The organism is Pseudomonas sp. MOIL14HWK12:I2 (assembly GCF_000510745.1).
Taxonomy (GTDB): Bacteria; Pseudomonadota; Gammaproteobacteria; order Pseudomonadales; family Pseudomonadaceae; genus Chryseomonas; species Chryseomonas oryzihabitans.
Genome location: NZ_AZOA01000011.1, coordinates 179,214 through 198,953 on the forward strand (window position 1 = coordinate 179,214; position 19,740 = coordinate 198,953).

At 67.1% G+C, this 19,740-nt stretch carries 13 protein-coding genes; 3 read left to right on the plus strand and 10 right to left on the minus strand.

Annotation, left to right across the window (positions count from 1 at the left end; translation table 11 throughout):
• Positions 1-51 precede the first annotated feature (51 nt).
• The 6 genes from PSK12I2_RS0110685 to fdnG form a co-directional block, all read right to left on the minus strand.
• Complete coding sequence (locus PSK12I2_RS0110685) at positions 52-4,047, minus strand: Pls/PosA family non-ribosomal peptide synthetase (protein ID WP_027598380.1); 3,996 nt, start codon at positions 4,045-4,047, stop codon at positions 52-54.
• A 231-nt stretch (positions 4,048-4,278) separates the two neighbouring features.
• Positions 4,279-6,540, minus strand: coding sequence for a catalase/peroxidase HPI (gene katG, locus PSK12I2_RS0110690; RefSeq protein WP_027598381.1), 2,262 nt, complete (start codon positions 6,538-6,540; stop codon positions 4,279-4,281).
• Positions 6,541-7,032: 492 nt separating this feature from the next.
• A complete protein-coding gene (gene fdhE / locus PSK12I2_RS0110695) occupies positions 7,033-7,950 on the minus strand; it encodes a formate dehydrogenase accessory protein FdhE (RefSeq protein WP_027598382.1) in 918 nt (305 codons plus the stop codon).
• Between the two features lie 174 nt (positions 7,951-8,124).
• Complete coding sequence (locus PSK12I2_RS0110700; RefSeq protein WP_007162369.1) at positions 8,125-8,748, minus strand: formate dehydrogenase subunit gamma; 624 nt, start codon at positions 8,746-8,748, stop codon at positions 8,125-8,127.
• A gap of 46 nt (positions 8,749-8,794) precedes the next feature.
• Positions 8,795-9,754: a formate dehydrogenase subunit beta gene (fdxH, locus tag PSK12I2_RS0110705; protein WP_027598383.1), complete on the minus strand. Its 960-nt coding sequence runs from the start codon at positions 9,752-9,754 to the stop codon at positions 8,795-8,797.
• Positions 9,754-12,834: a formate dehydrogenase-N subunit alpha gene (gene fdnG, locus PSK12I2_RS0110710; protein WP_139346960.1), complete on the minus strand. Its 3,081-nt coding sequence runs from the start codon at positions 12,832-12,834 to the stop codon at positions 9,754-9,756. Before fdnG ends, fdxH begins: the two co-directional genes overlap by 1 nt.
• A 459-nt stretch (positions 12,835-13,293) precedes the next feature.
• Here fdnG and PSK12I2_RS0110720 point away from each other — a divergent pair, with 459 nt between their 5' ends.
• Together PSK12I2_RS0110720 and PSK12I2_RS0110725 are read left to right on the plus strand one after the other, a co-directional pair.
• Entirely contained in the window at positions 13,294-14,754 is a 1,461-nt protein-coding gene (locus tag PSK12I2_RS0110720; protein ID WP_007162365.1) for a SulP family inorganic anion transporter, read from the plus strand.
• 60 nt (positions 14,755-14,814) lie between these two features.
• The gene (locus PSK12I2_RS0110725) at positions 14,815-15,660 is read left to right on the plus strand and encodes a universal stress protein (RefSeq protein ID WP_027598385.1); all 846 of its coding nucleotides are present in this window, start codon (positions 14,815-14,817) and stop codon (positions 15,658-15,660) included.
• Here PSK12I2_RS0110725 and PSK12I2_RS0110730 read toward each other — a convergent pair.
• The gene (locus tag PSK12I2_RS0110730; RefSeq protein WP_027598386.1) at positions 15,657-16,544 is read right to left on the minus strand and encodes a DMT family transporter; all 888 of its coding nucleotides are present in this window, start codon (positions 16,542-16,544) and stop codon (positions 15,657-15,659) included. The two genes, PSK12I2_RS0110725 and PSK12I2_RS0110730, sit on opposite strands and share 4 nt — an antisense overlap.
• 123 nt (positions 16,545-16,667) lie before the next feature.
• Here PSK12I2_RS0110730 and PSK12I2_RS0110735 point away from each other — a divergent pair, with 123 nt between their 5' ends.
• On the plus strand, positions 16,668-17,549 hold the full coding sequence (locus PSK12I2_RS0110735; RefSeq protein ID WP_027598387.1) for a LysR substrate-binding domain-containing protein: 882 nt from the start codon (positions 16,668-16,670) through the stop codon (positions 17,547-17,549).
• A gap of 5 nt (positions 17,550-17,554) precedes the next feature.
• Here PSK12I2_RS0110735 and arfB read toward each other — a convergent pair whose 3' ends face one another.
• From arfB to PSK12I2_RS0110750, 3 genes are read right to left on the minus strand one after another with little or no spacing between them, the layout of a single operon-like run.
• Positions 17,555-17,971, minus strand: a complete 417-nt coding sequence (arfB, locus tag PSK12I2_RS0110740) for an alternative ribosome rescue aminoacyl-tRNA hydrolase ArfB (protein ID WP_027598388.1) — start codon at positions 17,969-17,971, stop codon at positions 17,555-17,557.
• Positions 17,968-18,603 (minus strand): DsbA family protein, encoded by a 636-nt coding sequence (locus tag PSK12I2_RS0110745; RefSeq protein WP_027598389.1) that lies wholly within the window; start codon positions 18,601-18,603, stop codon positions 17,968-17,970. Before PSK12I2_RS0110745 ends, arfB begins: the two co-directional genes overlap by 4 nt.
• 1 nt (position 18,604) lies before the next feature.
• Positions 18,605-19,558 carry a rhodanese-related sulfurtransferase gene (locus PSK12I2_RS0110750; RefSeq protein WP_027598390.1) on the minus strand — a complete coding sequence of 318 codons (954 nt, stop codon included), beginning with the start codon at positions 19,556-19,558 and terminating at the stop codon, positions 18,605-18,607.
• Between the last annotated feature and the right edge of the window lie 182 nt (positions 19,559-19,740).

Here is a 19,740-nt window from a genome sequence, read left to right on the forward strand (position 1 = left end):
TGTTGTACGGGGCGGAGTATCCGGGGCTGTCTTTATGGTTGTGTGACAGTGCTAGCGCCGGGGCTGAACGGGGTTACCCTCCCAGCGCGAGCGACCCGGCAGGGTTTCGCCCTTCATCACCAGCGACAGCGGACCCAGTTCCACGTCGTCGCCGACGCGGGCGCCATAGAGCACCACGCTGCGCGGCCCCAGGTTGACCCCGGCCCCCAGCTCGACTTCGCCGACCTTCATCACCCGGTCTTCGAACAGGTGGGTCTGGGGACCGGCCAGGGCGTTGAGTTCGCCGTGGTCACCGAGGCGCACGCAGTCGAATTCGGTGAGGTCGGTGGTATCCAGGTAGGTGCCGCGACCCAGGCGGGCGCCGAGCAGGCGCAGCGCCAGCGGCAGCCAGGGCGTGCCGCGCAGGGTGCCGAGCAGATTGGGCACCGCCAGGGTTTCGTAGAGGCTGGTGATGGCTTCGCTGCGCCAGACGAAAAAGGTCCACATGGGCGCCGAACGCGGACGATAACGGCCCACCACCAGCCACTTGAGCCCCAGCACGACCAGGAAGCTGGCCAGGGCGAAGGCGCTGCCGGCCAGCAGGGTCTCGCCGAGCAGCTGCAGCCAGGCGCCCTGCTGCCACAGCGGCACCAAGGCCTCGGCGATGGCGCAGCCGGCGGCCACGGTGAAGCCGGTGGGCAGCACGATGCGCAGGGCTTCGATCAGGCCACGCGCCACCCGGCGCCAGGGGGCCGGGCGGAAGGTCAGGCTTTCCGGGTAGCCGGTCAGGGTTTCCCGCGCCGGCAGCCGGACCGCCGGCGAGCCGAGCCAGGTTTCGCCCTGGCGCAGGGGCACACCCTCGTCGAGTCGACCCAGGACACCGATCAGGGCGTCTTCGGGGATGTGGCAGCCGTCGGCGACATAGGCGCCGTTGCCGACGAAACTGCGCCGGGCGATGGAGGTGCGTCTGAGGGTCATCCAGCCCTGGGCGACCTGTTCGTCACCGAGCATCACGGCATCGGCGATAAAGGTCTCGGCGCCCAGCTCCAGCAACGAGGAGACCGGACCCTGGGCGGTGGATATCTCGGCATCGCGACCGACCCGGGCACCCAGCAGGCGATACCAGAGCGCCGAATAGACGGTGGCATAGAGGCCCTGCAAGCTTTGCAGCGCCGACTCCTGGATCAGGTTGGCCAGCCACTTGCGCCAGTAGAAGAGGCTGTCGATCGACCACTGGCCTTCTTCCAGGCGTGGCAGGATCAGCCGCCGCGCCAGGGCGCAGCCGAGCAGGGTCAGGGCGACGCTGACCACGCCAAGCGGCAGGGCCAGTACGCCGTACTGCAGGGCATCGAGCAGCAGCGAAGAGGTGTGCCACCAGGGTAGTCCACCAAAGCTTTCCAGTTCGTCGATCAGCAGCGCCAGGGGAAACAGCGGCATGAAGAACAGCACCGAGACCACCAGGCCGCTGAGGGCATAGAGGCCCTTGAGCAGGGCACGCTGGGCACGGGACACCGGGGCCGGCGGCAGCACGCGGGCACCGGCGGCACCCTGATCGCGGGCCGGCGCGCCGCCCCAGTGGCGGCCGGCCGGGATGCGCTGACCGCTGCGCAGGGCGGATTGGGCCTGCAGGCGCGCACCGTCACCGAGGGCGGTGTCGCCTTCGAGGATGGCATAGGAGCCGACCTGGGCTTCGCGCCCCAGGGTCACGGCGCCGAGCAGCAATTCGCCGCGCAGCACCCGGGCGTTTTCGAAATTGACGCCGTTGCCCAGGCTGGCGCCCTGCCCCAGGGTCAGCAACTCGGGGACGCGCAGGGTCAGGGTGCCGACGAAGGCTTCGGCGCCGACGCGTGCGCCAAGCAGGCGCAGCCAGCCCCGCGCCAGGGGCGAGCCGCTGAGCAGGTAGGCCGGCGCCAGAGCGAGGAAACGCTCACCCAGCCACCAGCGGTAGTAGGTCAGTCCCCAGAGCGGATAGCGACCGGGCTGCAGGCGGCCGGTGAGGCGCTTGCCCACCACGGCCACGGCGAATTCCAGGCCGATGGCCAGGACGAACAGGCTGAGGGCGGTCAGCATCGCCAGGGGCAGCGCGGTGCCGGAATGGATCAGCAGCGGGAAGGCCAGGAAGGGCGCCAGCCAGCGGCCCAGGCGCAGGGTCAGCAGCGGCGGCAGGGCTACCGCCTGGGCCAGGCCACAGCGCCAGCGCCGCCAGCGGCTGGGTGGCGCCCAGGCCTCGGTGGCCGTCGTTGCGCCCGCTTCGGCGGCGTCGGCCTCCAGGGCCTCGGCGATGGCGCCCAGGGTGCGGCCGGCATAGACCGCCTTGACCGTGGCACTGGCATAGCGCGGATCCTGGCGCAGGCGCGAGACCAGCCGGGCGGCGAACAGCGAGTGCCCGCCCAGGTCGTCGAAGAAATCCATCTCGGCGTGCAGCGGCTGACCGGGGAAGAGTTCGGCGGTGGCCGCCAGCAGCGCACCCAGGGCGCCGCTGGCCGGAGCGACCGGCGCCACCGCAGCGATGGCCAGGGGGCGGGCCCGCAGTTGCTTGCGATCGATCTTGCCGGAATTCAGCCGTGGCATCTCGCCGAGCCACTCGAAGCGGCTGGGCACCATGTACAGCGGCAGGCAGCCGGCCAGTTCGGTGCGCAGCAGGTCGCTGCGTGGCAGCGGGCCGCCATCGCCGACCAGGAAGGCCACCAGTTGCTCCACGCCGCCCTCTTCGCGCAGCACCACGGCCACGGTCCCGACCCCGGGTTGGCGGGCCAGGGTGGCTTCGATCTCGCCCAGTTCGACGCGATAGCCGCGGATCTTCACCTGGTCATCGACCCGGCCCAGGCAGTGCACCTGCCCGTGTTCGTCGACCCGCGCCAGGTCACCGGTGCGATAGAGCTTGAGATCGTGACTGCCGGTGCTCCAGGGATTGGGCAGGAATTTCTCGGCGGTCAGCTCCGGGCGGCCCAGGTAGCCATCGGCCACGCCGGGACCGGTGATGCAGAGTTCGCCCACCTGGTCGCGCGGCAGCAGCGCCAGCGGCTGGCTGGCATCGGCAGGCACCACCAGCAGGCTGTAGTTGGGCAGCGGCCGGCCAATGGTCACCGGCTCGCCCGGTTGCAGCTGCGCCAGACTCGCCGAGACGGTGGCCTCGCTGGGGCCATAGGTGTTGAACAGCCGCCGTTGCGGCCGGCTCCAGCGCGCCACCAGGGGCTCGGGGCACATCTCGCCGCCCAGGTTGATCAGGCGCAGGCTGGGGACGTCTTCCGGCAGCAGCGCCAGCAGGGTCGGCACCACGTGCAGCACGCTGATGCGATTGGCGCTCAGGGCGCGGGCCAGGGCCTCGGGATCGGCGGTGATCTCGCGCGGGGCCAGCCAGAGGGTGGCGCCCACCAGGTAGCTGATCCAGATCTCTTCGAAGGACATGTCGAAGGCCACCGAGAAACCCTGGTAGACCCGGTCGCCGGCCTCGATACCGAGCAGCGAATTCTCGCTGCGCAGGAAGTGGCAGATGCTGTCCTGGCGGATGCCGATGCCCTTGGGCTTGCCGGTGGAGCCGGAGGTGTAGATCAGATAGGCCAGATTGTCCGGAGAGACCAGGCCGCGCCGGCGCAGGGTTTCGCCGCTGCCCAGGGCGACGCTCAGCGCGTCGGGGGTCCAGCAGTGCAACCCGGGGCGCGCCAGCAGATCGGCGAAGGGCGCCCCGGTGATCACGCCTACCGCCTGGGCGTCTTCCAGGCACAGGGCCACGCGGTCGGCCGGGGTTTCGGCATCGCAGGGCAGCCAGGCGGCGCCGGTCTTGGCGATGGCCAGCTGCATCACCAGCAGCTCGATGCCGCGCGGCAGCCAGAGGCCGACCACGCGGCCGGGCCCGGCGCCGTCGGCCAACAGCCGCGAGGCGGCGCGGTCGGCCCAGGCGTTCAGTTCGCCGTAGCTCAGGCTGCGCTCGCCTTCGAGCAGGGCGGGTCGCTCCGGCGCCCGCGCCGCGGTGGCCTCGAACAGATCGGCGAGGACTTCATCGCGGCACAGATCGGGGCGGATGGGGCCTTCGACCAGACTGAGGGAGAGTTCGGCAAGCGCTTCCATGGGGGACAGCCTCTGGGTGTTTAGCGCAGTTTGTATCTCCCGGGTTACGCGCTCCTTAAGGGGCGCTTAGGGTTTGCTTAAGGCTGGCGGACCCTCGCGCCGGGGGCGCCGGAATGGCTCCAGGCTGTGGCCTCCGCGAGACTCGCCACTGATCGGGGATGAACGGCGGGTCGCTGGCGAGGCCAAAAAAAACGCCTCCCGAAGGAGGCGTTTTCCGTCACCGCATGGCGATCAGCGCAGATCGAAACGATCCAGCTCCATCACCTTGGTCCAGACCTTGACGAAGTCCTTGACGAACTTCTCCTGGGCGTCGGCACTGCCGTAGACCTCGCTCAGGGCGCGCAGCTGGGCGTGGGAGCCGAACACCAGATCGACCCGGGTACCGGTCCACTTCACGGCCCCGGTCTTGCGATCGCGACCTTCGAAGGTGGCCTTGTCCGGACCGGTGGCCTTCCATTCGGTGGCCATGTCCAGCAGGTTGACGAAGAAGTCGTTGGTCAGGGTCTGCGGCCGCTGGGTGAAGACGCCGTGCTTGGCGCCGCCCACGTTGATGTCCAGCACGCGCAGGCCACCCAGCAGCACCGTCAGTTCCGGCGCGGTCAAATTCAGCAGATGCGCCTTGTCCACCAGCAGGAATTCCGGCTTGACCTTGAACTCCCCGCCCACGTAGTTGCGGAAGCCGTCGGCCCAGGGCTCCAGGTGCCCGAAGGATTGCACATCGGTCTGTTCCTGGGAGGCATCCACGCGACCCGGGGTGAAGGGAACGCTGATCGAGTGCCCCGCCGCCTGGGCGGCCTTTTCCACCCCGACGCTACCGGCCAGCACGATCAGGTCGGCGATGGACACCTGCTTGCCCTGCCCTTGGAAGTCACGCTGGATACCCTCCAGCACACCCAGCACCTTGGCCAGTTGCGCCGGCTGGTTGACGGCCCAGTCCTTTTGCGGCGCCAGGCGCAGCCGGCCGCCATTGGCCCCGCCGCGCTTGTCGGAGCCGCGGAAGGTGGAAGCCGCCGCCCAGGCGGTGCCGACCAGTTCGGACACGCTCAGGCCGGACGCGGCCAGCTTGTCCTTGAGCGCCTTGACCTCGGCCTCGCCCAGGGGCGCACCTTCAGCCTTGGGCAGCGGGTCCTGCCAAAGCAGCTCCTCGGCCGGGGTTTCCGGGCCCAGGTAACGGGCCAGCGGCCCCATGTCCCTGTGGGTCAGCTTGAACCAGGCACGGGCGAAGGCATCGGCCAGCTGGTCCGGATTTTCCAGGAAGCGGCGGGAGATCTTCTCGTAGGCCGGATCGAAGCGCAGCGCCAGGTCCGAGGTCAGCATGGTCGGCTGGTGACGCTTGCTGGGATCGTGGGCATCGGGCACGGCATTGGCACCGGCGCCGTCCTTGGGCCGCCACTGGTGGGCACCGGCCGGGCTCTTGAACAGCTCCCACTCGAACTTGAACATGTTCTCGAAGTATTCGTTGCTCCAGCGGGTCGGCGTGGAGGTCCAGGTCACTTCGAGGCCGCTGGTGATGGTGTCGGCGCCCTTGCCGGTGCCATAGCTGTTCTGCCAGCCGAAGCCCTGCTGTTCCAGGTCGGCCGCTTCCGGCTCGGCACCGACGCTGGTGGCCGGGCCCGCACCGTGGGTCTTGCCGAAGGCGTGGCCGCCGGCGATCAAGGCGACGGTTTCCTCGTCGTTCATGGCCATGCGGCCAAAGGTTTCGCGAATGTCATGGGCCGAGGCCACCGGATCGGGATTGCCGTTGGGACCTTCGGGGTTCACGTAGATCAGGCCCATCTGCACGGCAGCCAGCGGGTTCTCCAGCATGCGGCTGGAACCCAGGTTGCGGCTCTGCTCGACCGGATGCTGCTCGGGCTGTGCGGTCAGCACGCCGTCACCGGGCTGCTCCATCTGCTTGTGCTCGCCGTAGCGGACATCGCCCCCCAGCCAGACGGTCTCCGAGCCCCAGAACACCGCGTCGTCCGGTTCCCAGACGTCCTGGCGACCGCCGGAAAAGCCGAAGGTCTTGAAGCCCATGGATTCCAGGGCGACGTTGCCGGTGAGCACGATGAGGTCGGCCCAGGAGATCTTGCGGCCATACTTCTGCTTGACCGGCCAGATCAGCCGGCGCGCCTTGTCCAGGCTGACGTTGTCCGGCCAGCTGTTGAGCGGCGCGAAGCGCTGCTGACCCTGACCGGCGCCGCCACGGCCGTCACCGACGCGATAGGTGCCGGCGCTGTGCCAGGCCATCCGCACGAACAGCGGGCCATAGTGACCGAAGTCAGCCGGCCACCAGTCCTGGGAATCGGTCATCACGGCACGCAGGTCGGCCTTTACCGCTTCCAGGTCGAGGCTCTTGAATTCGGTGGCGTAGTCGAATTCCTCGCCCATGGGATCGGAGAGCGAGGAATGCTGGTGCAGGAAGTTGAGATTGAGCTGGTTCGGCCACCAATCCTTGTTGGTGGTACCGCCGCCGGCGGCGTGATTGAACGGGCACTTGGATTCGGTCGACATCTTCTTGGCTACCTCAGGGTCTTGTTCATCCGGTTGTCAGCCGCGACAGCAGCACGGCCTGCAGAAGGCGTGGTTCCGGTCGCGTCGGCCTAGGGGCTCGACAGACACCGATGCCGGCGTCGAGCCGGCTCCGGAGAGAGCCCCACCATGGGCGAAGCGGACGTTGCGGTCATTGTTATCCCCTCATCAGATGGGCACACCGACGAAGCGGCGCAATCTCCATACTAGACGGCTTCGCCGCCCGGCGTGATAGAAGGTTTTGTGCCCCTCGATAGACTGGCTCTGCAAGATGACCCGGAGGTGACAGGGCATCCTCGAGCGACTCTTGGCGCGATAAGCAACGTTGGCGACCGCTTCGCCGAGGTTCGCGCGGCTTGGCTTCACGAAGCGCAACCGGGGAGCGTGCGCCTACAGAGGCCCGGGCGGAGCAGCCCGCCATATGCGGAAACAGAAGCGGCGACCGCCCTGCCCCGGGCGGTCGCCATGCCCGGTCTAGCCCGGGGCGAACAGCAGGTTGGGCGCGTGGCGCTCGTAGCCCTCTTCCGCCAGGCGCACGTCCAGCACCAGGCTGGCGAGGTCGGCGGACAGGGGTTCGCTGCGGGCGTCGTGGTCGCGATAGAGGTGCTTGAGGTAGGTCTTGCAGTGGGCACAGGTCTCGGCGCGCAGCGGGGCCTTCTGGGCGTTGGCGTCGTCGGTGCTCAGGGAGTAGTAGCCCAGCCCCTTGCCCGTCTCGCAGTGGCTGCACTTGACCCGCACGAAGTGCCATTCGCAGGCGCACAGCGAACAGGTGAGGTACCTCAGGCCATTGGCCTTGCCCAGGTGATGGATGACGCCGGCCATGGGCGGCGCGCCGCAGCAGGGGCAGGCCGTCTGGCTGCCCTGTTCGCGCAGGGCGCTGAAGTCGCTGCGTTGCAGCCAGTGGGTCCAGGCCACCTGCAGGGCGGCGCCGAGGAAGGGCACCACGCCGGCCGGCACCAGCTCGTAGCTGCCCGCCAGCAGGGCGATGGCCCAGGCTTTGCGCTGGCCGGTATCGGCCTGGCGCAGTTCGTCCAGGGCGGCCTGCACCGGTGCCTGAGAGAGCGTGAGGGTCTCCAGCAGGGCATCCAGCGCGGGCAGCCAGTCGCCTTCGCGGACCAGGGTGTCGTAGCCCAGGGGTGGCAGGCCGTGCTGCAGACTCCGGGCGCTGCGCGCCTCGTCCAGCGGCAGGGGCGCGAGGCGGTCGAAGACCCCTTGCTGGGCTTCGCACACCTCGGCCATCAACAACAGGTAGTCGCCCAGGGCATTGCCGGTGGCCAGCAGGCGCAGGCGGTCGGCGCGATAGCCGAACAGCTCGCCACCGGGTAGCAGGATGAAATCGGGATTGACGGCCGCGGCTTCGATTTCGCCGGGCTCGAGGATCTGGCCCGCCATGGCAGGGCTCCTTAGCAGAACGGTGGAAGAGAGGATTCAGGATAGCGGGCGGGTTGGGGTGCGGGCTCTGCTGCCCTCACCCCAACCCTCTCCCGGAGGGAGAGGGGGCAAAAAATGCCGCGTACCTCATCCGGTAGGTTGGGTTGAGCGCAGCGAAGCCCAACAGCAAAGGGCTCACTTCTTCTCGCGGGTGACCTTCTCGTACCACAGCGAGTGGTGCTTCTTGGCCCAGGCCCGGCTCACCCAGCCGGTCATCATCGCGGTCACCGAACCCTTGATCCAGATCCCGGCATAGATGTGCACGATGATCGACAGCACCAGCACAAAGGCGGCGACGGCATGGGCCAGGGCGCCCAGGCGGATCACCGGGATGGGGAACAGGTGGGCGAAGTACTGCCGCCAGATGACCACGCCGCTGACCAAGAGGACCAGCATGCAGGCCAGCAGCACCCAGAACAGGATCTTCTGCCCGGGGTTGTACTTGTCGATCGGTGGCAGCTTTTCCTCGCGGTTGTTCAGGACGTCGTTGATCTGCTTGAGCCACTGGGCGTCCTCGCGACCGATCTTGTTGTGCCGCCAGAAGCGGATCACCAGAAAGGCGAAGAACACGAACATCGCCACACCCATGAAGGGATGCAGGATGCGCGTCCAGGTGCCGCCGCCGAACAGGTTCGAAAGCCAGAACAGCGCGGGATGGAACAGCGCCAGCCCCGACAGCCCGGCCATGAAGAACAGGATCGCCACGATCCAGTGGTTGGTCCGCTCGTTGGCGTTGTAACGCTGGATTTCAGGTTTCATCTCGATCTCCCAGGACGCCCCCGGCCAAGCCGGGGGCGTACCCCTGCTAGGGCTGCTTGTCGTGCGGATCGAAGATCTGCACGGACGGACTCAGCTGCTTGACCTCGCCCCTGGGCGTATCGCCCTCGGAACGGGGCGGCGCCTCGACCACCTCGTCGTCGTCATCGGTCCGGTTGGGGCCGACACGCACGTAGTGGAAGAAGCCGGCCAGCACCGCCGCGCCCATGGCGAACAGCGCCAGGGGCTTGGTGAAGCCCTTCCACAGGCCCACGGTGGGGCTGATGGTCGGATCCTTGGGCAGGTGGTTGTACAGCTGCGGCTGGTCGGCATGGTGCAGCACGTACATGACGTGGGTGCCCCCTACCCCAACCGGGTCGTACAGACCGGCGTTCTCGTAGCCGCGGCTCTTGAGATCGACGATGCGCTCGGCGGCGTGCTCCTTCATGGCGTCCTTGGTGCCGAAGGTGATGGCGCCGGTCGGGCAGGTCTTCACGCAGGCCGGTTCCAGGCCGACTCCGACCCGGTCCGAACACAGCGAGCACTTGTAGGCCTTGTTGTCCTTCTTCGAGATCCGCGGGATGTCGAAGGGGCAACCGGCGATGCAGTAGCCGCAACCGATGCAGTGATCCTGGTTGAAGTCGACGATGCCGTTGGCGTACTTGACGATGGCCCCCGGACTCGGACAGGCCTTGAGGCAACCCGGCTCGGCGCAGTGCATGCAGCCGTCCTTGCGGATCAGCCACTCCAGTTTGCCGGCCTCGTCCTCGTGCTCAGTGAAGCGCATCAGCGTCCAGGAGTCCGCGGTGAGGTCCGCCGGGTTGTCGTAGGTGCCATGGGTATGGCCCACCTCGTCGCGCAACTCGTTCCATTCCGAGCAGGCGACCTGGCAGGCCTTGCAGCCGATGCACTTGGACACGTCGATCAGCTTGGCCACTTCCGCCTGGGTGCGCACCGAGGTGTAGGCCGTGGTGGTCGCGGAGCGGGCATAGATATCCTGACTGGCCATCACGCTTTCTCCACGTTGACGAGGAACGACTTGAACTCGGGTGTCTGGGTGTTCCCGTCACCCACGAAGGGGGTCAGGGTGTTGGCCAGATAACCCATCCGCGCCACACCGGAGAAGCCCCAGTGGATGGGGATGCCGACGTGGTGCACCGTCTCGCCGTTGACCTGCAGCGGACGGATCCGCTTGGTCACCACCGCCTTGCAGACGATGTGGCCGCGCTTGGAGGTGACGCGCACCAGATCGCCGGCGGCGATGCCCTTCTGCTTGGCCAGCACCTCGCCGATCTCGACGAATTGCTCCGGCTGGATGATGGCGTTGAGGCGGCAGTGCTTGCTCCAGTAGTGGAAGTGCTCGGTCAGGCGGTAGGTGGTGGCCGCATAGGGGAAATCCTTGCGATCACCGAAGTCCGCCCAGTCGTCCTTGAGCACCCGCGCCGCCGGGCTGTTGAGGGCCTTGCGGTTGTTGGGGTGCAGCGGGTTGACGCCGATGGGGGTCTCGAACGGCTCGTAGTGCTCCGGGAAGGGCCCTTCAGCCATCTTGTCCAGGGCGAAGAAGCGCGCCACCCCTTCGGGGTTCATGATGAAGGGACTCATGCCATCGGCCGGCTTGGCGTCGATCTTGTAGTCGGGCACGTCGGTACCGCCCCACTTCTGCGCCTTGTCGTTCCACCACACCAGCTTCTTGCTCGGGTCCCAGGGCTTGCCCTGGAGATCCGAGGAGGCACGGTTGTAGAGGATGCGTCTGTTGTTCGGCCACGACCAGGCCCAGCCCAGGGTCTGCCCCATATGGAAGGGATCGCTGTTGTCGCGCCGCGCCATCTGGTTGCCCTGCTCGGTCCAGGACCCGCAGAAGATCCAGCAACCCGACGCCGTGCTGCCGTCGTCCATCAGCTGGCCGAAACCGGCGAGTTGCTGGCCGGCCTTGGCCGAGACCGCGCCCTTGGCATCCAGCACATCGGTGACGGCGTAGCCGTTGAACTCCTTGGCCAGCTCCTCGGGGGCCGGCTCCTCGGGCTTGGCGTAGGGCCAGGACAGCCCCAGGATGGGATCGGGGAAGGCCCCGCCCTCCCTGGCATAAGCCTCGCGCAGCTTGAGGAACAGCTCGGACATGATGGCGATGTCGCTGCGCCCTTCGCCGGGTGCCTCGGCGCCCTTGTAGTGCCACTGCAGCCAGCGGCTGGAGTTGACCAGGGAGCCGTCTTCCTCGGCGAAGCAGGTGGTGGGCAGGCGGAACACCTCGGTCTGGATCTCGGCGGTGTTCACATCGTTGTGATCGCCGTGGTTGCGCCAGAACTCGGAGGTCTCGGTGGCCAGCGGGTCCATGATCACCAGCCACTTGAGCTTGGACAGCCCGCGCATCACCTTGGCCTTGTTGGGGAAGGCGGCGATGGGGTTGAAGCCCTGGCAGACATAGCCGTTGACCTGGCCCTTGCCCATCATGTCGAAGTAGCGCAGGACGTCGTAGCCGGCGCCGGTGACATCCACCTTGGGCAACCAGTGGTAGCACCAGTCGTTGTCCTTGGTGGCCTTGTCGCCGTACCAGGCCTTCATCAGGCTGACGTGAAACTTGCCGTAGTTCTGCCAGTAGCTCAGCTGCCCCGGGCGCAGCGGCTTGCTGGCGCGCTTGGTGATGAAGGCGTTGTAGTCCTGCTCGCCGTCACCGCCGATGGTCAGGTAGCCGGGCAGTTGGATCGACAGCAGACCCAGGTCGGTAAGGCCCTGGATGTTGGAGTGACCGCGCAGGGCGTTCATGCCGCCACCGGGCATGCCGATGTTGCCCAGCAGCAGTTGCACCATGGCACCGCAGCGGATGATCTGCGCGCCGATGGAGTGCTGGGTCCAGCCCAGGGCATAGAGGATGGTCATGACGCGACCGGGCGCCGAGGTCTCGGCGATCTCGGCCCAGACCTTCTGGATCGCCTCCGGCGGCGTGCCGCAGGTCTGGCTGGCCACCTCCAGGGTGTAGCGGCTGTAGTGCTGCTTCATCAGCTGGAAGACGCAGCGCGGATCCTGCAGGGTCGGATCGATCTTGACGAAGCCGTCATCGCCGATCTGATAGCCCCAGTTCACCTTGTCGGTGTAGGTGCGCTTCTCCGCATCGTAGCCGTTGTACAGGCCATCCTCGAAGGTGAAGCCTTCCTTCACCAGGAAGCCGGCGTCGGTGTAGTTGCGGACGTACTCCTGCTGGATCTTGTCGTTCGTGATCAAGTAATTGATCAGCCCGCCCAGGAAGGCGATGTCGCTGCCGGTACGGATCGGCGCGTAGTAATCCGCCACCGAGGCGGAACGGGTGAAACGCGGATCGACCACGATCAGCCGGGCGTTGTTGTGCGCCTTGGCCTCGGTGACCCACTTGAAGCCGCACGGATGGGCTTCAGCGGCATTGCCGCCCATGATGAGGACGAGATTGGCGTTCTTGATGTCGCTCCAATGATTCGTCATCGCACCACGGCCAAACGTCGGGGCAAGACCTGCCACCGTCGGGCCGTGTCAGACGCGCGCCTGGTTGTCGAAGGCCAGCAGGCCCAGACTCCGTGCGATCTTGTGCGTCAGATAACCGGTTTCATTGGAGGACGCCGAGGCGGCCAGGAAGCCCGTGGTCAGCCAGCGATTGACCGTCTGGCCCTTGTCGTTGGTGGCGATGAAGTTGGCATCGCGGTCTTCCTTCATCAGGGTGGCGATGCGCCCGAGCGCCTCGTCCCAGCTGATGCGGGTCCACTCGTTGCTGCCGGGCTTGCGGACTTCGGGGTACTTGAGGCGATTGGGGCTGTGGATGAAATCCAGCAGGCCAGCGCCCTTCGGGCAGAGGGTGCCGCGATTGACCGGGTGGTCGGCGTCGCCCTCGATGTGAATGATGTTCTGGGCCACGTTCTTGGCCCGGTCGCCCATGCTGTACATGATCAGGCCGCAGCCGACCGAGCAGTAGGGACAGGTGTTACGGGTTTCCACGGTGTGCGCCAGTTTGAAATGGCGCACCTGGTCGGCAAAGGCGGCTGTGGGAGCCATGCCTAACGCCGCCAGGCTGGATCCCGCAAGGCCGACTCCAGCGACCTTGAAGAATTGCCGACGGTTCATATCCACGGTTCTTATCCTCGTTCAGGCTGGGTCCGGTGCGTAGCCGGACCCTGCACAGAGAGTAACTCAACCGTTTGGCTTATCGAGCGCTTCGCTGTTGTCGCCGATCAATGGAAGTCGGCCTTCCATCTCCTGATCCGCCGCGGTCTGACGAACGGGGTGGCGAGTGGGCAGCGGATCGCGACTGCTTATCCAGCGGATGTGCAAGGTCAGGGCCTGGCGAAAGGCGTCCGGTAGAGCGGTCCATCGATCCTGTCGATTCGGCAGCGCCGGAAAGTCATGCTAAGCTCGCTAACTTTCCTCGCGATGCCTCGGACCCCTTCACCATGTCCAAGCGCCTGCCGACGCCGCCATAGCACCACCCCTCCCCCGGTAACCGCCCCTGCGGCGGCTGCCCGTGTCTTGCTGCCCTGTCGTCTCTCCGCGATCGCGCCCCGCCGCGCCATCGCCCGTTCTGGATACGCCATGAAAAGTGTCTCTCCCCGCGCCGACATCCTGGCCGGTCTCACCACGTCCTTTGCCCTGGTGCCCGAGTGCATCGCCTTCGCCCTGGTCGCCCATCTCAACCCGCTGATGGGGCTCTATGGCGCCTTCTTCATCTGTACCCTCACCGCCCTCTTCGGTGGTCGCCCCGGCATGGTCTCCGGCGCCGCCGGCTCCATGGCGGTGGTCATCATCGCCCTGGTGGTGCAGCACGGCGTGCAGTACCTGCTGGCCACGGTGGTGCTCGGCGGCCTGCTGATGATCGGCTTCGGTCTTCTGCGCCTGGGCAAGCTGATCCGCATGGTGCCGCACCCGGTGATGCTGGGGTTCGTCAACGGCCTGGCCATCGTCATCGCCCTGGCCCAGCTGGAGCACTTCAAGCAGGGCGAGACCTGGCTCAGCGGTACCCCGCTGTATCTGATGATCGGCCTGACCGCAGCGACCATGGCCATCATCTGGCTCCTGCCGCGCCTGACCCGCGCCGTGCCGCCGGCCCTGGCCGCCATCCTCGGCGTCGGCCTGGCGGTGCACTTCCTCGACCTGCCGACCCGTACCCTGGGCGACATGGCCCATATCGCCGGCGGCCTGCCGCGGCTGGCGCTGCCCGACATCCCCTGGAGTCTGGAAACCCTGCAGATCATCCTGCCCTATGCGGTGCTGATGGCCCTGGTCGGCCTGCTGGAGACCCTGCTGACGCTGAATCTCACCGACGAAATCACCGAGAGCCGCGGCCGCCCCAATCGCGAGTGCGTGGCGCTCGGCGCGGCCAACCTGGCCTCGGGGCTGTTCGGCGGCATGGGCGGTTGCGCCATGATCGGCCAGACCATGATCAACCTGAGTTCGGGTGGCCGTGGCCGGCTGTCAGGGGTGGTCGCCGGCGTGCTGATGCTGCTCTTCGTGCTGTTTCTCTCGCCGCTGATCGAGCGCATTCCCCTGGCGGCGCTGGTCGGCACCATGTTCGTGGTCGCCCAGCAGACCTTTGCCTGGGCCTCGCTGCGGGTGCTGCACCGGGTACCGCGCAGCGACATGCTGATGATCGTCGCCGTCACCGTGATCACCGTCTTCGCCGATCTCGCCACCGCGGTGCTCTGCGGCATCGTCCTGGCCGCGCTCAACTTCGCCTGGCAGCACGCCCGCCGGCTCTATGCCGACAGCCACCTGGAGGCCGACGGCAGCAAGAGGTACCAGGTCCACGGCACCCTGTTCTTCGCCTCCACCGCCACCTTTCTCAACCAGTTCGATCCGGCCGGCGATCCCGCGAAGGTCGTGGTGGACTGCCGCCACCTGAGTTTCGTCGACTATTCCGCGGTGGCGGCGCTGCATACCCTGCACGAACGCTATGCCAAGGCCGGCAAGCGGGTGCGGGTGCTGCACCTGTCGCAACGCTGCAAGCAGCTGCTGCGTCGCGGCGGGGTGACGGACGACCTCGCCCTCGGCGATTGAACCCCGGACGGCGCCGCCGGGTCTCTCCCAGCAATGTCCTGCTCCCGGAGATCCGCGGCCATGTCCAAGATCCTTGCCTGCCTCGACGGCTCGGCCGTCAGCGCCGCCGTCTGCGACTTCGCCGCCTGGGCGGGTCTCGCCCTGGATGCCCCGCTCACCCTGCTGCATGTACTGGATCAGCGCCGCTTCCCACGGCCGGGCCAGGCCACGCCGCCGCTGCTGGTCAACCGCGAACACCTGCTCACCGAGCTGGCCGCCCTGGACGCCCAGCGCGGCAATCTCGCCGAAGACCAGGGTCGGCTGCTGCTCGATGCCGCCCAGTTGCGGGTAGAGGAGCAGCAGGCCCGCTGCGCCGGCGCCGTGCTGCAGCACGGTGACCTGATAGGTTCGCTGGAGAGTCTGCAGGAGGATTTCGACCTCATCGTGCTGGGCCGCCAGGGCGAGGACAGCCCGCCCAAGCGGCTGATCGGTCGCCATCTGGAGAGCGCCATCCGCCTCCTGCATCGCCCGCTGTTGGTGGCCGGCCACCTGTTCGTCAAACCCGACGGCGTGCTGCTGGCCTATGACGACAGCAGCAGCGCCCGCAAGGCGGTGACCTGGGTGGCCAACTGCCGACTGTTCGACGGCCTGGCCTGCCACCTGGTGACGGTTGGCCGCGACCGCGAAGAACGCCGCGTCGCCCTCGCTCGCGCCGCCGACGAACTCAGAGCCCGGGGCCGCACGGTCACCACCGCCATCACCGACGGCGACGTGGAGCTGGGCCTGGAGCGTTATCGCAAGCAGCACGGTCTCGAGCTGGTGGTGATGGGCGCCTTCGGCCACTCCCGCCTGCGCCACTTCTTCATGGGCAGCAACACCCGCAACATGCTGGAAGCCGCCGGCAGCGCGCTGATCGTGGTGCGCTAGCGCACCTTGGAGCGGTCCCGTCCCTGTTGCATCAAGGCAATCCCCAGCAGGATCACCCCGGCCGCGGCCAGCTCACGCGGCCCCACCACCTCACCGTTGGCCCAGCCAATAACCAAGGCTACCGCCGGGGTAAGATAGGTCGCCGCCGCCGAGGCGACAGCACCCAGGCGTTCGAGCAGGGCGTAATAAAGCAGAAAAGCCATTCCGGTACCCAAGAACCCCAGCCCGAATGTCACCCCGGCCAGTGCCCGCGGGTGCACCAGCAGCTCGCCCATGCCCGAGGTGTCGGTCACCAGCAGCAGCAACACTAGGGCAAGCCCCATTTGCCAGGTCACCAACGCCAGAGCCGGTAGACCATGGGGCGCAAGAAATCGACAGACATAGACGTAGGAGCCGCCGAATAGCGCTGCTGCCCCCAGCATCCAGAACACGCCCTGTTTATCCAACGGGGCCGCTCCGTCCTGCCAGGGCGCGATCAGCACCACCACGCCAGCAAAGCCCAGCAACACGCCCCAGAGCATCGCTGTACTGGGGCGTTGCGAGCGGAGGAACACCAGACTGGCCAAGGTAGTGAACAAGGCGATGGTGCCGCCCAGCACGCCAGCGACGGCAGAAGGCAGCCGTTCGGTACCTTTGGCGATGGCGAAGTAATAGAACGCGGTGGCCAACAGCGCCATCACCAAGAAGTGCGGCAACAAACGCAGCTGAGCCCTTTTGAGTGCGCCTCGCCACCAGGCCACCAGCACCAGGGGTACGAAGCCACAACACACCCGCAGCAACGTCATCTGCGCCGGTGAGGTGAAGTCGGCAGCCAGCTTCATGTAGATGAAGTTCGAGCCCCAGCACAGGCCAAGCGCCGTGAACATCATGACGGTAAGACCCATTGCTTCCTCCTGGCAACTGGTGCCGAGTCGTGGAATAAAGGTCTCTGTCTACCGGGTTTCCGCTGATTCCTGTCACGCTATCCTCTGCATACAGCCAATAGAAAAGCCAGGGTCAGGAAGATCATGACGGTCAGCCACCGCCTCCCGCCGTTGAAAGCGCTGCAAGCCTTCGAAGCCGCCGGGCGGCGGGGCAGCTTCCAGGCAGCCGCCCTGGAGCTGTCCGTCACCCAGGCAGCAGTCGCCCAGCAGGTACGCCAGCTGGAGGAGCGCCTGGGATTTCCGCTGTTCCTGCGTCAGCGCCGAGGCGTGCAACTGAGCGAGCGCGGTCGCGCCTACTTCCATGATGTGCAACGCGCCTTTGCCTTGCTCCGTGAAGCCACCGATGCACTGCTGTCGCGCAGGCGCGTGATCACCGTAAGCGTGACGCCAACCTTCGCCGCCAAATGCCTCATTCCGCGATTGCCGGCTTTCACCCGAGCCCACCCCGACCTCGATTTGCGGGTGCAGGCCAGCGATGTCCTGGTGGACTTCACCCGGGACGGGGTTGATTTGGCGATACGCTTGACCCGCCGCCCTGAACAGCGTGGCGTGACGGCAGACTTTCTCTTCGCCGAGTTGATCGTGGTGGCCAGCCCAACGCTGATCGGCGTTCAACCCCTGCCCCTGGATGCGGCGACGCTGGCTCGCTATTCCCTGCTCAACGATGGCCAGGCTGACTGGCCGGCCGTATTGGATGGCCAGGCAGCACGTCAGCAACTGCACATGAACCAGGCAGCCCTGGCCATAGATGCGGCCCTGGCCGGCCAGGGTGTGGCCATGGTCAATCGACAATTCGTCCGCGACGCCCTGGAGAGTGGTCAACTGCTCCAGGTGCTGGCCGAACCCGTCCAGAGCGACTGGGGCTATTACCTGGTCATGCCGACGCGAGGCCGCGCAGATACTGCTCTACTGGCGGTCGGCGAGTGGCTGAAGACGCTGGCAAGCGACACCTTGGCGCCGGTCTGAGGCGCCTAGAAATCCACCCGTCCGCGACTGGCCTTGAGGCCGCTGCGACGCGACTTGCCCTCCAGTCGGCGCTGCTTGGAGCCGTAGGTGGGCTTGGTGGGTCGCCGTGGCTTTTCCTGGACGTTGGCGGCGGCGATCAGCGCGGCCAGGCGCTCCAGGGCATCGGCGCGATTCTGCTCCTGGGTGCGGTATTGCTGCGCCTTGATCACCACCACGCCGTCGCGGCTGATGCGCCCATCGCGCAAGGCCAGCAGGCGCGCTTTGAGCGCTTCCGGCAGCGACGAGGCCTGGATGTCGAATCTCAGGTGAACGGCGCTGGAGACCTTGTTGACGTTCTGGCCACCCGCGCCCTGGGCGCGCACCGCGGTGAGCTGGATTTCCTGCTCGGGCAGCCTTAGCCGCTCGTCGATGACCAGGGTCACGCCGGCTGCGCGCCGCGGCTGAGCCAGGCGTCCAGCAGCGGCTCCAGTTCGTCCAGCGGCTGGTAGCCGTTGGTGATCAGCGCCAGCTGGCCGTCCCGCTCGGCCAGCAGCGTGGGGAAACCGGCGATGCCCAGATTGAGTGCCCAGTCGAAGTCGGCCTGGGTGGCTTGGTGCGCCGCCTCACCGTCGAACAGCGGGGCGAATTCGATGCGCGGCAGGCCACAGGCCTCGGCCAGTTCCACCAGCAGCGCCGGCTGGGTGACGTCGCGGGCTTCGACATAGAAGGCTCGCTGGATGCGCTTGGCCAGCGGCCAGACGGCCTCTTCGTCGAGTTGGCGCGCGGCGACCAGGGCGCGGCAGGCCGGCTCGGTGTCGTACACCAGGCCCTCCGGCGGGCCCTGGTCGAGGGCGAAGGGCTGGCCGGTGGTCTCCTGTACCGCCTGCCAGTAGGCCAGGGTGCGCACCCGGCTGGCGGTGTCCTGGGCCACCCGCTCGCGGCGCAGGCCGCCGACCACCAGCTGCAGGAGGATGTCCTGGGCGGCCGCCCGCTCGGCCAGGCGCTCGACCACCGGGGCGAAGCCCCAGCACCAGGAGCACATGGGGTCCATCACATAGAGCAGGCGACCGGTCATCCTAGACTTCCTCGAGGCTGGGCGTGGCGTTGAGCCGCGGATCGCGGCCGATGGGGTGGGGTTCGTTGCGCAGACGCGCCAGTTCGATCTGCTTCTGCCGCTCGCGAGCGCCGGCGCGGGTCTTTTCCGACAGCGAATCCCAGCAGTGCGGGCAGCTGATGCCGGGGCTGTAGTGCGGCGACTGCATGTCTTCCGGCGAGACCGGCGTGCGGCAGGCATGGCACTGGTCGTAGACCCCTTCGGCGAGATCATGGGTCACGGTCACCCGGTTGTCGAAGACGAAGCACTCGCCCTCCCAGCGCGACTCGGCCGCGGGCACCTCTTCGAGGTACTTGAGGATGCCGCCCTTGAGGTGGAAGACCTCGGGAAAGCCCTCCTGCAGCATGAAGCTCGACGCCTTCTCGCAGCGGATGCCGCCGGTGCAGAACATGGCGACCTTCCGGTGCCGGGCCGGATCGAAGTGCTCGCGGATATAGGCCGGAAAATCGCGAAAGCTCTTGGTCTTGGGATCGATGGCGCCCTTGAAGCTGCCGATGCCCACCTCGTAGTCGTTGCGGGTGTCGATCACCAGCACCTCGGGATCGTCGACCAGGGCATTCCAGTCCCGGGGCTCGACATAGGTGCCCACGCGGCGGTTGGGATCGACGCCAGGCACGCCCAGGGTGACGATCTCCTTCTTCAGCTTGACCTTGGTGCGATAGAAGGGCTGCTCGGCGCAGTAGGATTCCTTGTGGTCGATGTCGACCAGGCGCGGATCGGCGCGCAGCCAGGCGAGCACGGCATCGATGCCTTCGCGGCTGCCGGAGACGGTGCCGTTGATGCCTTCCTCGGCCAGCAGCAGGGTGCCCTTGACGTCGCTCGCCAGGAGGGTCTGCAGCAGGGGTTCACGCAATTGGACGTAGTCGTCCAGGGTGACGAACTTGTACAAGGCCGCCACGACAATCTTGTCGGTCATCTTCGGGTTCCCAGGGGTCGCCCTCGCAAAGGGCGGACCGGTTAGAACCTGTTCATGACCTGCTGCGCGTCGGCCAAACTGCGTTGAAAAGTCCCTGGAGGGCCAGCCCCGTCGGAATGCTCATTTACCACTCGTAAACTCGAGCGCGAGTCCGATCCGCTTCCTCAGGTCTTTTCGCGGGG